We start from the raw sequence: 14,564 nt of genomic DNA on the forward strand, positions 1-14,564 counted from the left end.
TCAGTCGCGGCTGGCCGCGATCTGTTCGTTGACGCGGCGGACCATCACCGCCTCGAAGGCGGGCAGCAGTTCGGCGATGGCAGGCGGGGAAATGCCGAGGGCCGCGCCCAGGGCCAGCGCCGCACCCATGTCCCAACCGATCACAGCGCCGGGGATGACGCGCATCTGGCCGCCAAGGCGCTGCGCCAGGTCCCAGACCTGCGCGCCTTCGAGCGTTAGCGGCCGGTTCAGCCGTGCGGGGCAGTCGGGACAGGGTCCAGCACAGGCCGCGCAGTAGCCTTCGCCCCCGCCGAAGGACCAGTCGGCAAGGGCGCAGAGGCGTTTTTTTCCGCGTCCAGCAGGAGGGCCTTGGCGACGTAAGTTGTCTGGAACGCCTCGAAGGCAGGCCAGAGGTCGAGGAGCGCGTCGATGGCCTCGGGGCCCGGATCGATGGGACTGCCATCGGCATCGCCGATCCCCTCCCATGCGAGGATCGCGCGCCGGGCCAGCGCCTTGGCCATGGCGAGCGCGGCTTCCTCGGTCGCAGCGCCCTCAGGCAGGTCGGCAATCGCGGGATCGCCCCGCGCCGAGACCATCAGGGCCGTGGTCAGCGGGCGGAGCTTCACACGCACGCCGGGAATGAGGTCACACCACTGCGGCGCGTTCGTGAGGTCGAGGGTCAGCATGGCGTGCCTTCTCAATAGGTTGCGACGGTGTTGACGAGGACGGCGGTGCACATCCGGGCGGGACTGGTGGCGCGGGCCGCCTGCCAGTCGAAGGTTGCCTGGATGCCCTGCGGGCCCGGGATCTCGATGCGCGGCCGCGGCAGGTAGACGGCATGCGCCGTGAAGGTGAAGCTGGCGTTGGCCCCGAGGCTCCAGGCGAAGACCAACTCGCACGGCGTGCCGTCGATGGCCTGCGTGATCAGCGTGGTGTCGGCAAAGCGCACTTCCACCCGGCCCGTCAGCGCGGCCATGCCGGGGTCGGCCCCCTCGATGCGCCCGTCCGAGCGGATGGTCTCGATGCGGTCGAGGCCATTGGAATAGGTCACCTCGGCCGAGATGACATTGCCGAGCGGCGATCCATTGCGGGTGATCGCCCCGTTGAAATGCCCGAACCGCTGCAGCGCCAGCGAGGTGGGCGTGCCTGCGGCCGTGGCCGCCGCGACGCTTTCACCTTGCGCCACCAGCCGGGCCGTGGCGGTCAACAGCCCCGACCGCGCCATCTGCCAGGACAGCTGATCGCAGACACAGCCGGTGTACATCGCGTAACGCGGCACTTCGGGCATCGCTGTCTCGATGGCCATCGACGGCAGCGTCCAGTTGCCAGACTGGAAGGTGTGGGTCTTGGGCGTCGTGCCGGTGGTCGTCGGCTGTCCGAAGGCCGCCTTAAGCCAGAGGCCGAAGTTCTCGACGTCGATCGGCACCACCACATCCCCATCGGCGGTGACCGCATCCTTGATCGGGGCCAGCGGATCGCGCCCCTGGCCCAGCAGTTCCGAGGCGATCAGCGGCTGTTCGGACCCAAGCGTGGTGCTGGCGAAGGGCACCGTGCGGTAGCCCGAAGCGGGCGCGGTGCCATAGACAGATTCGAACGCAAGCGCCATCTGCGCCCGCGCCCCATGGGCTCGTGCCATCGTAGTCTCCTTTCGTTATTCGGGGTCAGGCCAGCGAATCGGCCGTGGAATAGTGCAGGATGACCGGGATCACCGCTGCCTTCAGGCTGGCGGCACCCTCGACCGGCAGATCGACCGGACGCGGCGCTTCTGCCTCGACCCAATCGCAGAGGCCTCCCAGCGTGCGGTCGGCTGCAATCGCCGCGCCGATGCTGGCGCAGAGGATGTCGAAGGTAGCGTCACGGGTGGCACCTTGCACGACCGCCTCGATCTCGGCGCGGTGCTGATAGTGGTAGCGCAGCGGCGACAGCGTCACCTCGGGTTCCCCCGGCTCGCCGTCGCGCAGGATCAGGAGGCCTGCGGTTGGCACGCGCTCTGGCAGCACGTCACCGCGCAGGGCGGCGGCGGGCAACGTCGAAAGCCGCGCGTGCAGCGCGGCGAGGATGGTTTCGCGGGGGGTGGGCATTGCTCGAGCCAATTGCGATAGTTGATCGGAAGGCGCACGAACCTTCGTCCGATTTTCGGGCACGTGCGGCCGTGGCCGAGTCATGCTTTGCCGTGGAGGCGCAGAGAGTATTGGACACCGAAGTATTCTGGCTTGCCGGCGTCTTTCTCGTAATTGCCGTGATCTACGCCGCCGTAGGACAGGCAGGAGCGTCCGGCTATATCGCGATCATGGCACTATTCGGAGTCGCGCCGTTGGCCATGAAAACGACCGCGCTCGCCCTGAATCTCATGGTGGCCGCAATCGGCACGGCGTGGTTCATGAAGTCCGGCCGATTGTCATGGCGCCACATCTATCCATTTGCCGTTCTGGGCTTCCCGTTCTCGATGCTTGGTGGGTCGATCCAGTTGGCGGAAGGGGTGTACTACCCTATCGTCGGTGCGATCCTGGTGCTTTCCGCGTTGCAGATGGCACGATCAGTGATGAAAAGATCCGCAGGAAACGTCGCACCTCCCAGGACGCCGCCATTCCTGGCTGCTCTGGCGACAGGGGCGCTGATAGGCTTCGTATCGGGAACGACAGGGACCGGTGGCGGTGTTTTTCTCGCGCCAGTCATTTTTGCGATGAGATGGGGCACGGCGCATCAGACGGCCGCAACGACAGCGCTCTACAATCTGATGAATTCTGCGGCCGCCCTGATCGGTGCCTACGCCTATTGGGATCAGATCCCCGCATCGCTGCCCTTGTGGCTTGCGGCAGTCGCGGTTGGGGGCACAGTTGGCGCGTTCGTCGGAAGCCGATACCTCTCGGACCGCTGGCTGCGAGGCATCCTGGCCGCGCTGCTGCTGGCATCGGGGGTCAAGTTGCTATTGTAGTCCTGCGTCCCTGAGCGGGTTTACTTCGTCACAAGACGTTCCCTCCACCCAGTTCGCGACGATCAACCCCGGCACCGCATGATGCGCCCGCGCCGCGTCCCGCGCCAGATCCAGCCGCTTCGGCAGCTTGACCTGCGGCACCAGCAGGAAGATCGGTGCTGTCACGAGGCCCCGGCCGGTCCTTGACCGTGACGCGACGGCGCGGCCCTTGGTGTTCAGCCGCCCCTCGGCCACCAGCAGGCTCGGCCCCCTGCGGCGATAGATGAAGCGCAGGCGCAGGCCAGTGCGCCGTTCCCATTCGCCGGGCGTGTTCCGACCGCCACGCAAGGACTTGCCTGCGGCGGGCGTGGGGATCGCCAGCCAAAAGCCATTTTTCGAGCGGATCAGCGGGCCGGTGTCGTGCGCGCCGACGATGACCGGGGCGTTGGACCAGACCACGGCTGCCGCGTTGAGGCTGGGCGTGACCTTGGGGAACTGCTCCGACCGGATGGTGCGGGCGAGCCGGGCCCCAAGCCCCGCACCAGTGATCTGCAGCCGCCAGGCGGCCTTCAGCCCGGTCCCGGCCTCGCGGATCGCGGCCGACACGGCGCGCTCGCCCGCCGAAACCTCAGCCGCCATCATCGCGACGATGTCGGGATCGATGTCGAGCTTCAGCTTCATCGCGGTCATGCCGGGCGCAGGTCGATGGTCCAGACCAGCCGTTCACGATCACGGACGGGCTCGCCTTGGATGAGGAAGGCGTCGCCGTCGATCTCGATGCGGTCGCCGGGCCGCGGCGCTGGCACCTCGGCCACGCGCAGATCGACGCGCGTAGTCTCCGACCAGAGCCGCGCGTCGCCGAAGGAGGTCGACGCATCGGCGCGCCGCGCCACGACGCGCACCAGGACCGGCGCGCCGCCATCGGCGATGTAGACCGCATCCCGGCCGACGTTCGGATCGGCGAAGAGTACGCCGACGGCAGCGGCGAAGGCGCTCATCAGAACGCCCCGTTCAGCCGCACCCGGCCGACTACATCACCCGCGCCGCCCGCCACCACTTCGGTCGCCACGCCGATCAGGGTGTTCGAGGTGGTGACCTTGGTGGTCTGGCGGGCGGTGTTGTCCCAATAGATGCGCTCGCCGACGGCCCACGCCTGCGTAGACGCCGACAAGCGCGGCCTCGACACTTTCGCCAATGGCGGCGGTGCCGGAGGCCACGCCGAAGATGGAGCCGACGAGCAGGCCATCGCCCGCGGCGACGGCGTAGGGCGCGGTCAGGGTGATGGTGTTGCCGGGCTGGACGTAGGTTTTCATGGGGAGGATCCTTGTGGAATGACGAAGGGCGGCCCGATTGGACCGCCCGCATGTCAGGGTTCAGCATGGGGTGGCGGTTATGCGCCGGGGTTCTTGTAGAGGCCGCGCCAGTCGATGGCCTTGGCGCCGAAATCGAGGCGGCACTTGATCTCGACGCCGTCGACGTCGAAGCCGTTGCGGGTCTCGATGTAGGCGCCCTGCTGGCCTTCCAGATAGGCGTATTCGATGGTGTCGATCTGGTTGGGCGAGGCCGCCAGATACCAGGAGGTGGCGCTGGCGGCGTCGAGGCGCGGCTCGCTGATCGGGGACAGCGTCCGGATCGACTGCGGCACGACCTTGGCGCTGTCGGCGGGGACGAGGTTCTGGGCGACCAGCTGCTCGGCCTTCAGTTCCAGCGCCGCGGGCACGATCAGGAAGGCGGGCCGGATGTTCAGCACCGTCTTCTTGTCGAGGCCGGTCTGCAGCGCCATCGCGGCCCGGGCCGCGCCGACACTCGCCACATCCAGCGCGGCGCCCGCTGCAGCGAGGTTCTTGTGCGTGGTGTGGAACAGCGCATTGCCGTCGGCCATCGCCGGGTTCGCGGTGATGATGCCCCAGACGACATCGCTTTCCATCTGGGCGATGGAGTTGCCATACATCGCCGGGATCCGGGTGAATGCGTCGAGATCGTCGTTGATCAGCACCTGCCGGGTGATCGCGACGACCCGGCCATAGGTCTTCACGCGGTAGCTCTCCTTGCTCTCGCCGAGGGTGCCGCGCTTGAACTCGCCGCTTTCGCCCACTTCCAGAAGCTGGGGTGCCTCGCCCAGCTGGACGCGGTGCATCGACTTGAAGTCGGTGGCCAGCACCTGGCGGCAGAAGAGCGCGAAGGTGCGGGGATAGGCGTCATAGGCCTGGCGCAGCGTCTTGTTGGTGACGGCCGACAGGATTTCGGGGAAGTCCGAGGTCGAGTGCAGGGCCCGCGTCGCCACCTCGTCACGCGAGAGACCCCGCGTGTTGACCCCCGCATTGCCGAGGCTTTCGCGGGCCAGTTCCAAGAGCGTCATGCCGCGGTACTGGCGGGCAGAGTCGTCCAGCTGGAACAGCGTCGGGCTGTAGCGGTGCAGCAGCGCATTGGCCACGGCGTCGCGGCGGGTCACGCGTTCATCCCGGCCGCCGAGCGGGATCGAGACATGCGGGAAGGTGCGGGTTTCTTCCGACTTCGCGGCAACCTGGTCGAGGATCAGACGGCGGGATTCATCGACGGTGACACCGCGCTTGACCAGATCCTCGGCAAAGCCGCGCTCGAGGTTCAGGCGGCCCGCCAGATCGTAGATGGTGGAGACGCGGTCGCGCTCGGCCTCGCGGGCGCGGGTTGCGATGGCCTCGCTGTCGGGCGCGGGTGCCGGTTCCGGCATGCGCGCAGCGGCCTGTTCGGCCTGCGCCGGGGCCGCGACGGGCGGCTGGCGGGTATCGGTCAAGGCGGGGACATCCCCGGCCACGATGGTCGTGTTCTCAGGCATGGATGCCTCCTTTTGCATGCGGGTGTCGACGATCTCGACGGGATAGCTGGCCTGATCGGCGGCGCGGACCTGCGCGCGGGGATCGGCGGGAACGGTCACGAAGCTGACCTCGAGCGGCGTCCAGCGTTCGACAATGCGCTGCTCGACCTCGCCCTTGGCGGCGGGCTCGACCACTTTCACACGCTCGATGGAATAGCCGACCGAGACGTTCCGGATGATCCCGTCGCTGATCAGGCCGAACATGCGGTCGGCGGCCTGGTCCAGGCCCTCGCGCGGGAAACGGATGGTGGCCTTGCCCTCCTTGCCCTCGATCCAGGCGCGTTCGACCACGCCCACCTGCGAATGCGAGGACCAGACCGAATGGCTGTCGAGCGCAGGGGCCCCGGCATTGAGGCGCGTCAGATCCACCGCGCGGTCGCTGACCTCGAGGATCTCGTCGAAGGGCACGGAGGTGTCCCAGCCGGTCCAGCGCCGCCGCCGGACAGCCGCGCCGGAGGTGAAGACGACGTCGACGGAGCGCGCCTCGGAATTGACGGTTGCGGGCAGGATCGGTGCGCGCCGCAGCTGCATCGGCAAGGCGACCGGGGCCGCCATCATCGTGTCGGGCATGGCCCTATTCCTTCTCTGTTTCGGATGCGGGGGCGGCCGGGTCACTGGTCGGGTCACCCGCCTGCACGCTGCCGGTCTTGGTGACGCGGCGCGGATCGCTGTCGAGCACGAGGCCGAGGCCATCGAGCTTGGCGTTGGTGGCAGCGATTTCTGCCAGCACCGCGTCCGGGTTGTGGCCCTGCCGGGCAATGGCTTGCGCGAGCGTCATCGTGCCTGTCCGGATTGCCAGCAGGTCGGCCATCGCATCCTTGTAGGGATCGACGGCATCGAACTTCGGCGGCGACCATTCCACCGGCACGTCCGGTGTCGGGATCTGCCCTGCTGCCCATGCGGCTTCCGTGAACCAGCGCCACACCGGCGCGCATAGCATCGGGATGAATAGCTGCCACTGCACGGCGTCGATCATGCGGCGGAACTCGACGAGCCCCGCCCGGATCGAGGAGTAGTTGACCTGGCTGAGGTCACCGGTCAGCAGCTCGTAGGGCACGCGGAACCCGGCCGAGATCGTGTGCAGGCTCGCGCGCTTGTATTCGCCGTAGCCGCCGGTGGCAGAGGGCTGGTTGAACCGGATGTCCTTGCCGCCGCGGGCATAGGCGATGAGCCCTGGCTCGAACTGCTCGACCCGGTTGCCATCGGCGTCGACCACAGAGGGCGCGATGCCCTGCTGCGCCTCGTCGTCGCCGAAGACGATGGCGGTGACGCAGGCCTCGGTCTTCTTGCGGACCAGTTCGGCCACCTCGTAATCGTCGAGATCACGCAACGACCGGATCACCGGCGCGCCCCAGGGAACGCCGCGCGCCTGCGTGCGCTGCTTCTCGTAGATGTGCGCGATCTCGGTCGCGGGGACCGGGCGGCTCTGCAGGCCGTTCTGCAAGGCGCCATAGGCGTCGCCCGGATGCTCGGCGTGCAGCCAATAGGCCCGGCGCTTGCCGACCGGGTCGAACTCGATCCCCTGGACTAAGCGTCCCGCGCCCAAGGCGCCGGATTTCGAGGCGTCGAGGAAGTCCGCTTCCAGCACCTGCAATTGCAGCGGCACCGGCAGGCCATCGCTTGCCCGCCGCAACCGGCGGCGTACCAGGACCTCACCCGCCTCGACCATCTCGCGGCAGATCAGCGTCTGCAGGCCGTAGAAGTCCAGCTGGCCGTCGGCATCGCACTCCGCCGTCCAGCGCTCGAAGAGCGCGTCGACCTTCCGGTCCAGCGTGTCGTCGCCACTGGCGGCGCGGGGCATTAGCCCCGAGCCGATGATGTTGTTGACCAGCACCGCGACGGCCTTGGCCGCGTGCGGGTTGTTGCGCACCAGGTCGCGCATCCGATCGCGCAACAGGGCTCCGGCGACGCCGATCTCGGTGTCGGCGGAGGATCCCGGCGCGCGCCAGCCCTCGGTCCTCCGCCCACGCGCGGCCCCGTCATAGCCCCGCGTCAGGGTCTCGAACGCCTGACGCGCCATGACGCGGCGGGCGGCCATGCGCGGCGCCACCGTGGCGATGGCGTGATCGAACCAGGTCGCCGACATCAGCGATCTCCGCGGCTGAAGCCAGCCAGCCCGGCCACCGGCAGCGGCCGTGTCTTTCCCGCGATGGCGCGCTCGATGGTGCGGATGCGCGCCAGCAGATCCTCGGCCGAGCCGTAGTCGACCGACTTGCCGTCATAGCTGACCCGCGTCGTACCGCTGGCATAGGCCCGGCGCAGCGCCGAGAGCTCGGTTTCCGTCCAGTCCGTCATGTTCAAAACCATCCTCCACGCCGCCCGAGCCAGTCGGAGCGGCGCTTGCCCTGCGGGGCCTGTCCCGGCCGGTTGATCTGTCCGGCGGGATCGGTGTCGGTGGGGGCGGCCCCGAGCTGATCCTCGAGGTCACGCCATTTCTCGTTGGGCCAGCGATCCGCGCCCGCGATCCAGGCAGCGGCGCGGGCATAGACCCGGCAATCCAGCGCTTCGTTCCGCTCGCGCAGCTTCTGCCATTCCAGCCGGGCGAAGCCACGTTTCGTGCGCACCGTCACCAGCTGCTCGGCCACGAACTGCTTCAGCCATTCGTTCTCGACCCAGTGCGGCAGGTGGACCGATCCGGGCGGAAACGCCGCCCCGTCGGCCATCTCCTCCTCGGTCGGGCGCGCCAGCCGCAGGAAGCGATAGGTCTCGGCCTTGAAGGTCGACACCGCCACGGTCCAGAGCCGCGCGCCGCGCCGCAGGCGTTTACCGCCCTCGGTCGCGTCGACGAAGGTCGGCCCCGACACCGGGCTGGAGCGGTTGAACCCCTCGACGCCCTTGACCGGCGACACCTGCCCAAACCCCTGCGCCCGCGACCAGGAATAGACCGCCGGGGCCTCGTAGCCGGTGTCGATGGCCATCCGAGCGATGCGCAGATGCGCGCCGCGCTCGTGCGGCCAGCTTCGATCCAGCAGCGCCGTCAGCTCGGACCATGCGTCGCGCCGATCCGGCCCGCCCTCGATCACGACGTGATCGACGAGCCAGGACTCAAGCCCGCGCCCCCAGGCCCAGACATCGACCTCGATCCGGTCCTTCTGGACGTCGGCCCCGGCGGTCAGGAACAGCCCGCCCGCAGGCACCGTGCCGGATTTCCAATGCTCGCGCCGGTCGTAGAGCCGCTGCCAGTCGGGCGCTTCCCCGGTCTCGACCCATGTTTCGCCGAGGATCGTGTTGCGGAACGCCTTGATCGCCTCGTCCGACCCTTGGGCCGCGTCCCATGCCCGCACGATCCGCTCCCAGCTCAGCCAGCCGATCGGCGAATAGAGCGCCGAGAGGTGATACCCGACCGTGGTCGGATCGGCGGCCGTGGCGGTTGCCCGCCATTCGCCGCCCTCCAGCATCGCCGTCTTGTGGTGCTCCGCGATTGCCGCGTCGCAGCCCTCGCAGTGATACTCCGCTGTCTCCGGGCGGCCCTTCTGCCAGCGCAGCCGGTCGAACTTCAGAAATTGCATCGCGCCGCAATGCGGGCACGGCACAAAGAACCGCCGCTGGTCGCTCGCCTCATACTCCCGCTCGATCCGGCTCAGACCCCGGATCGTCGGCGTCGAGACCAGCAGCACCTTGCGCCGGTGGGCGAAGGTCAGCGACCGCGCCTCGGCCAGCGTGACGGGATCGCCTTCCTCGTCGGCCGAGGCGGGATAGGCATCGACCTCGTCGAGGAAGATATAACGCGCCGGGGTCGAGCGCAGACCCACGGCCGAGTTTGCCCCGGTCATGATCAGGATGCCGCCCGCGAATTCCTTCGACAGCATGGTGTTGCCCGCGTCGCGGGATCGCGCGGGCTTCACCCGCTCGCGCAGTTCCGGGCTCTCGTCGATCAGTGGGTCGATCCGCTGGCGCGAGTTGCGCTTGGCAAGTTCTACGGTGGGCTGGACCGCCAGCATCGGCCCCGGCGCCTGGTGGATGGCGAACCCGATCCAGTTGTTGCCCGCCTCGGTCGCGCCGACCTGTGCCGCCTTCATGAACACGATCCGTTGGGTGGGATCGCCGGGCGACAGCCGGTCCATGATCTCGCGCATGTAGGGCGTGCGCGCCGTACGGTAGCGCCCCGGTTCGGCCGAGGCGCGGCCCGAGAGCATCCGGTGCTGGTCCGCCCATTGTGACACTGTGAGATCAGGATCGGGCGACAGCCCCGCGCCCCAGGTGCGCAGGATTTCTGCCTCGCCGTCGAAGTCGGTCAGGTCGTCGCCAGTTTCACCGGAAGTCGGGCCGGACCTCGGCAAGTTCGTCGAGGTGGGCGCGTACATGTTTTTCCAAGGCCTTCTGCATCGCGGCCGGTTCCACGCCCAATTCCGCCGCCATGAGTGCCGACGACCGAGAGGGCCAGTTCACCCACGCATCCCGCACCTCCCGCGCCAGGCGAAACACCAGAGACAGCGCCCGGGCACGCTCGATCAATTCCCCCTTCAGCTTCTGGAGCCGGATGCGCCGCTCCTGCGCCTTCAGCACCTCGTTCGCGGTCTTCGCCTGCAGGAAGGTCGTGCCGCCGCCGACCGCCGGCACCGCCAGACCCTGTTCGCGGAGCGTGTCACCGACGGCGGCCACCGCCGCCTCGGGGACGGGCTTCAGCTTCGGCGCGGGCGGCTTGCGCGTCTTCGATGGGTCGGTGGTTTCCGCCCGCCGCACATCACTTTCGGCCGCGTTGATGCTGCCGTCGGGATAGAGGACCAGCCGTTCGGCGGTCTTCGCCTTCTGGATCGCGCCCCGCGACAGCCCGACGTGCGCGGCGTACTGGCGCTCGCTCATGCCCTGCATCGACGGCTCCGATTATCATTCAGATTCATGCGCTTATCGCGTTGATAAGCGCGGCGGACAGAGCGAACGTCACTCCAACGAAGCGATGCAACTCGACCCAAGGAGCCACCACGATGACCCGCCGCGCGACCGACAACACGAAAGCCCTCGACGCCTTCATCGCCGCCAAGACCGAGATCGACGCGATGCTGGAACGCCTCGCCGCCCTCAGCGCCGACCACTTCGAGACCCACCCCGACGAGATCAACTGGGGCCACGTCGGCACCCTGAACCACTACCGCGCCAAGCTGCGCGAGATCACCGACATGGCCTTCCACGAAGGCGAACACGCCGAGTGAGACGACCCGCTCCCGGTCCCGCCCGCCGACTGGCGGGCTCGACCTCGTAGAAGGGCCCGCATTCCGCGCGCCCCGATACGGGAGACGACGATGACCAAGCTTTCCGACACTCAAGCAATCATTCTCAGTGCCGCCGCACAGCGCGAGGACCGCATCGCCCTGCCGCTGCCCGAGAGCCTGCGGGGTGGCGCCGCCGCCAAGGTGGTCGGCGCGATGCTCGCCAAGGGCCTGCTGCAGGAAGTCGATGCCGACCTGCGCAAGGGCGAGCCCATGTGGCGCGAAACCGGCGATGGCCACGGCACCACGCTCGTCGCCACCGACGCAGGCCTCGCCGCCATCGGGATAGAGCCCGAGGACGCGAACACCGCGCCTGCAGGCGCGACGGACGCGCCTTCCGAGGAGCCCTCGCCGAATACCCCGACCGAACCGGAGGCCGCGCCCAAGGCGCGCACGCCGCGCGAGGGGACGAAGCAGGCCACGCTGATCGCCATGCTGCGCGCGCCGAAGGGCGCGACCATCGAGGAGATCATGGCCGCGACCAGCTGGCAGTCGCACACCGTGCGCGGCGCGATGGCCGGGGCGCTGAAGAAGAAGCTCGGGCTCGAGGTGACCTCCGAGAAAGTCGAGGGGCGCGGGCGGGTCTATCGGCTTCCCGCCGCCTGACGCCGCGAGAAGATTGCTACCGCCGCCGCCCCGACCGGGCGGCGGTTTTTCATTGCCACGACAGCAGATCGCGGGCGGCGGCCTGCAGGATATCCTGCGCCATCCGCGGCTCGCAGGTGTAGATGCCACCCGGTTCCGGCTCGCCGACATGCTCCGCAAGCCAGTCCCGTCCCTCGTCCGAAATCGGACGCAGGACGACGATGGTCCCATGATCGTTGATCTCGATATGTTGCCAGCCTTCGGACATGCCTGAAGGCTACCAGCGCAGGAGCCGGACCGCCAGCCGCCGGATCAGGCTCGCCGCAGCCGTTCGAACAGCCGCCGCAGGACGTAGGACCGCGCGATGCTGACCACTGTGAAGACCGCGCCCATCTTCAGGTTCTGGGCCAGTGTCGTGTGCAGCCCGAAGACCGGGAAGATCAGGATCTGCGTGGCCACCGCGACGCCATAGCCGACGATCACGTTGGCGACGGATTCGACCAGCGACATGAGGCGCGACTGCTTCATGTCGCCCCCTCAATCATCGGCCAGCAATTCAGCTGCCAGAGTTCGCAGCGCATGCGCCGCAACCAGCGGCACCACTCCATTTCCACAGAGGCGAAGCCGGTCCACCCGGTGGGCCAGCCCATCAGTGCCTCGACGAACAGCGGGTTCAAGGTTCGGCGCACATCGCAGGTATCGTTCCCAGCCATCGGCGTCACCAGGACTTGGCGGCCAAGCAGGCCGTTGACCGGCGTGTTCGCGAGTGTCGTCGCTCCGTCCTTGTGATCGCGGGCCGTCGGCGTCATCCACATCCCCGCAGAATGGGTCAGGTCGGCCGAGCGGCGGTTGCCCGCGCTCGGCTTGCAGCCGTCGTTGGCCATCGGCGTCGGCCACATCGCAGCCGTCGTCGCAAGGTTCATCCCGTGCTGACCGGCTTCCTGCGAGGGCGTCGGCTTCGTCTGCCGGTTCTCGTTGGCGCTGGCCCGGGGCGTCGGCCAGAGCCGCAGCAGCTCCGTCCGGTTCCCGCCACTCGACCGGGTCCCAGAGCAGGCGCGCGGGGTCGGCCAACTTGTCCCCCTCTCGGACGGCGAGGATGAACAGCCGCTCGCGCTTGTGGGGCGCGCCGACTTCCGCCGCCGTGAAGAGGCCTGCCGCAAGGCGGTAGCCCATGACGACCAGTCCTGCGGCGACTTCGGGGAAGCCGAGGCGGAGATGATGGGCGACATTCTCGAGGAAGACGAAGGGCGGCCGGACCTCGTCGATGATGCGGGCGACATGGGGCCAGAGGTGGCGCGGGTCGTCGGTACTCCGGCGCTTGCCCGCGACGGAGAACGGCTGGCACGGATAGCCCGCAGTGACGATGTCCACCGCGCCGCGCCACGGGCGGCCATCGAAGGTGCCAATGTCGTCCCAGACAGGCGCGCGATCCAGGGACGCATCTTCCATCCGCGCCACGAGAGTGGCTGCGGCGAAGGTTTCCCGTTCGACATAGCCCACAGCACGATATCCGGGGATGGCGAGGACAAGCCCGAGATCGAGCCCGCCTGCGCCGGAGCAGAGGGAGAGGCCGAAGAGGCATGCGTCTCCGGCTCCGGAAGCGCGTCCGGAGGAAGGTAAAGCCAGGTCATGCATGTCACGCGGCGGTCTTGCGCTTTCGCGCGGGTTCGGGGGCGGCGTCCGTGTCCGTCGCATCGGCCCGTGCGTCGGCATCGTCGCCCAGCCGCTCGATTCTCACCTGCGCGAAGGTCCGACCGTCGCCGTCTAGGGTCGCGTCGCGGCCGGTCTCGGCCTGCCAGCGCTCCACGGCGACATCGACATAGGCCGGGCTGATTTCCATCGCGAAGACGCGGCGGCCGTTGGCCTCGCCCGCCATGATCTGCGAGCCCGAGCCCGAGAACGGCTCATAGCACAGCCCGCCGCGGGCGACGTGCTGGCGCATCGGGATGCCGAAGGCGTCGAGGGGTTTCGGCGTCGGGTGATCGGGGCGTTCGTCCTTGGCGAAGGACGGTAGCGCCCATGTCGAGGGCAGCGTTTCCTCGGCGACCTTCGGCGGGCGGTTCGGGCGGCGCCATCCCATGAAGCAAGGCTCGTGCTTCCAGAGGTAATGCGACCGCGTCAGGACACCGCGGTCCTTCACCCAGATGATCTGCTGGTGGACGAAAGCGCCGGCCTTTTCCCAGCAAGCCTCCAGCATCGCCTGGCGGCGCGAGGCGTGCCAGCAGTACCAGGCCGCGTCATCAGTGATCGCCTCGGCCACGGCCGCGGCGATGAAGCCGTCGTAGAGCTCCGCGCCCTGCGAACTGTCGTCCCACGTGGTGCCGTAAGACGCTGACCAGTCCTTGTTCCGGGTCGGATGGTTCGAGCCGTCGTAGTCCACCAGATACGGCGGGTCCGTCGCGAACAGAATTGCGCGCTCGCCATTCATCAGGCGGCGCACGTCGGCCGCACTGGTGCTGTCGCCGCAGAGCAGGCGGTGGTCGCCAAGGATCCACAGATCGCCGGTGCGCGAGGCCGGGTTGCGCGGTGGTTCCGGGATGGTCACCGGCGGCACGGAGCCCCCGGCGCCACCGTCTTCACCGTCCTCTTCCGGCACGAAGGCCAGCAGCTTGTCGAGCTCGCCGTCGGAGAAACCGACCAGCGACAGGTCGAAATCCTCGGCCAGCAGATCGTTCAGTTCGGCCGACAGCAGCGCCTCGTCCCATGTGCCGAGCTCGGTCAGCTTGTTGTCCGCGATGCGGTACGCCCGCCGCTGCGCCTCGGTCAGGTGGCCCAGCACGATAACAGGCGCCTCGGTCAGCCCGAGCTGGGTTGCGGCCAACACGCGGCCGTGCCCGGCAATCAGCTCCCCGTCCTCGCCAACGAGGCACGGCACGGTCCATCCGAACTCGGCCATGCTGGCGGCGAGCTTCGCGACCTGGTCCGGCCCATGCTGCTTGGCGTTGCGGGCATAGGGCTGGAGCCTGGCCAGCGGCCATTGCTCGATCCGGTCCGGGGCAAAGCTCAGCGTCATGGTGGGCAAGGT

At 68.5% G+C, this 14,564-nt stretch carries 18 protein-coding genes and 2 pseudogenes; 3 read left to right on the top strand and 17 right to left on the bottom strand.

Going from position 1 to position 14,564, the window contains the following annotated elements; translation table 11 throughout:
- From ACE3Q6_RS06520 to ACE3Q6_RS06535, 4 genes are all read right to left on the bottom strand, one after another.
- The gene (locus ACE3Q6_RS06520) at positions 1–165 is read right to left on the bottom strand and encodes a hypothetical protein (RefSeq protein ID WP_170848957.1); all 165 of its coding nucleotides are present in this window, start codon (positions 163–165) and stop codon (positions 1–3) included.
- Positions 166–227: 62 nt separating this feature from the next.
- Complete coding sequence (locus tag ACE3Q6_RS06525; protein WP_062563497.1) at positions 228–665, bottom strand: hypothetical protein; 438 nt, start codon at positions 663–665, stop codon at positions 228–230.
- 11 nt (positions 666–676) lie between these two features.
- Entirely contained in the window at positions 677–1,615 is a 939-nt protein-coding gene (locus ACE3Q6_RS06530) for a phage tail tube protein (RefSeq protein ID WP_062563496.1), read from the bottom strand.
- Positions 1,616–1,640: 25 nt separating this feature from the next.
- Positions 1,641–2,060, bottom strand: a complete 420-nt coding sequence (locus ACE3Q6_RS06535) for a hypothetical protein (protein ID WP_062563495.1) — start codon at positions 2,058–2,060, stop codon at positions 1,641–1,643.
- A 110-nt stretch (positions 2,061–2,170) separates the two neighbouring features.
- Here ACE3Q6_RS06535 and ACE3Q6_RS06540 point away from each other — a divergent pair, with 110 nt between their 5' ends.
- Positions 2,171–2,914, top strand: a complete 744-nt coding sequence (locus tag ACE3Q6_RS06540) for a sulfite exporter TauE/SafE family protein (protein WP_062563781.1) — start codon at positions 2,171–2,173, stop codon at positions 2,912–2,914.
- Here the strand turns inward: ACE3Q6_RS06540 and ACE3Q6_RS06545 are convergent.
- The 8 genes and pseudogenes from ACE3Q6_RS06545 to ACE3Q6_RS06580 form a co-directional block, all read right to left on the bottom strand.
- Positions 2,906–3,574: a DUF6441 family protein gene (locus ACE3Q6_RS06545; RefSeq protein ID WP_062563494.1), complete on the bottom strand. Its 669-nt coding sequence runs from the start codon at positions 3,572–3,574 to the stop codon at positions 2,906–2,908. The genes ACE3Q6_RS06540 and ACE3Q6_RS06545 overlap by 9 nt on opposite strands.
- A 5-nt stretch (positions 3,575–3,579) precedes the next feature.
- Positions 3,580–3,891, bottom strand: a complete 312-nt coding sequence (locus tag ACE3Q6_RS06550) for a hypothetical protein (protein WP_062563493.1) — start codon at positions 3,889–3,891, stop codon at positions 3,580–3,582.
- Positions 3,891–4,206, bottom strand: a pseudogene (locus ACE3Q6_RS06555) (DUF2190 family protein). Before ACE3Q6_RS06555 ends, ACE3Q6_RS06550 begins: the two are co-directional and overlap by 1 nt.
- Before the next feature lie 77 nt (positions 4,207–4,283).
- The gene (locus ACE3Q6_RS06560; protein ID WP_374429918.1) at positions 4,284–6,317 is read right to left on the bottom strand and encodes a prohead protease/major capsid protein fusion protein; all 2,034 of its coding nucleotides are present in this window, start codon (positions 6,315–6,317) and stop codon (positions 4,284–4,286) included.
- 4 nt (positions 6,318–6,321) lie between these two features.
- A complete protein-coding gene (locus ACE3Q6_RS06565) occupies positions 6,322–7,833 on the bottom strand; it encodes a phage portal protein (protein WP_062563491.1) in 1,512 nt (503 codons plus the stop codon).
- Positions 7,833–8,042: a phage head-tail joining protein gene (locus tag ACE3Q6_RS06570; protein ID WP_062563490.1), complete on the bottom strand. Its 210-nt coding sequence runs from the start codon at positions 8,040–8,042 to the stop codon at positions 7,833–7,835. Before ACE3Q6_RS06570 ends, ACE3Q6_RS06565 begins: the two co-directional genes overlap by 1 nt.
- Before the next feature lie 2 nt (positions 8,043–8,044).
- On the bottom strand, positions 8,045–10,051 hold the full coding sequence (locus ACE3Q6_RS06575) for a phage terminase large subunit family protein (RefSeq protein WP_062563489.1): 2,007 nt from the start codon (positions 10,049–10,051) through the stop codon (positions 8,045–8,047).
- Complete coding sequence (locus ACE3Q6_RS06580; protein WP_062563488.1) at positions 9,999–10,559, bottom strand: hypothetical protein; 561 nt, start codon at positions 10,557–10,559, stop codon at positions 9,999–10,001. Before ACE3Q6_RS06580 ends, ACE3Q6_RS06575 begins: the two co-directional genes overlap by 53 nt.
- A 113-nt stretch (positions 10,560–10,672) precedes the next feature.
- Between ACE3Q6_RS06580 and ACE3Q6_RS06585 the strand changes: the two genes are divergently transcribed.
- Positions 10,673–10,897 (top strand): hypothetical protein, encoded by a 225-nt coding sequence (locus ACE3Q6_RS06585; protein WP_062563487.1) that lies wholly within the window; start codon positions 10,673–10,675, stop codon positions 10,895–10,897.
- Between the two features lie 90 nt (positions 10,898–10,987).
- Positions 10,988–11,560 carry a DUF3489 domain-containing protein gene (locus tag ACE3Q6_RS06590; RefSeq protein ID WP_062563486.1) on the top strand — a complete coding sequence of 191 codons (573 nt, stop codon included), beginning with the start codon at positions 10,988–10,990 and terminating at the stop codon, positions 11,558–11,560.
- A gap of 49 nt (positions 11,561–11,609) precedes the next feature.
- Here ACE3Q6_RS06590 and ACE3Q6_RS06595 read toward each other — a convergent pair whose 3' ends face one another.
- The 5 genes and pseudogenes from ACE3Q6_RS06595 to ACE3Q6_RS06615 all read right to left on the bottom strand — a co-directional run bounded on the left by ACE3Q6_RS06595 (position 11,610) and on the right by ACE3Q6_RS06615 (position 14,552).
- A complete protein-coding gene (locus ACE3Q6_RS06595) occupies positions 11,610–11,807 on the bottom strand; it encodes a hypothetical protein (protein WP_062563485.1) in 198 nt (65 codons plus the stop codon).
- A gap of 44 nt (positions 11,808–11,851) precedes the next feature.
- On the bottom strand, positions 11,852–12,067 hold the full coding sequence (locus ACE3Q6_RS06600; protein WP_062563484.1) for a hypothetical protein: 216 nt from the start codon (positions 12,065–12,067) through the stop codon (positions 11,852–11,854).
- Positions 12,064–12,423: a hypothetical protein gene (locus tag ACE3Q6_RS06605; protein ID WP_374430424.1), complete on the bottom strand. Its 360-nt coding sequence runs from the start codon at positions 12,421–12,423 to the stop codon at positions 12,064–12,066. Before ACE3Q6_RS06605 ends, ACE3Q6_RS06600 begins: the two co-directional genes overlap by 4 nt.
- 244 nt (positions 12,424–12,667) lie before the next feature.
- A pseudogene (locus ACE3Q6_RS06610) lies at positions 12,668–13,252 on the bottom strand (DNA cytosine methyltransferase); the annotation flags it as partial.
- Positions 13,176–14,552, bottom strand: a complete 1,377-nt coding sequence (locus ACE3Q6_RS06615; protein WP_374429925.1) for a site-specific DNA-methyltransferase — start codon at positions 14,550–14,552, stop codon at positions 13,176–13,178. The gene ACE3Q6_RS06615 and the pseudogene ACE3Q6_RS06610, both read right to left, overlap by 77 nt.
- Positions 14,553–14,564: the final 12 nt, after the last annotated feature.

Origin of the sequence: Tabrizicola sp. (genome assembly GCF_041913445.1) — a bacterium.
In the GTDB taxonomy this organism is placed as follows: Bacteria; Pseudomonadota; Alphaproteobacteria; order Rhodobacterales; family Rhodobacteraceae; genus Tabrizicola.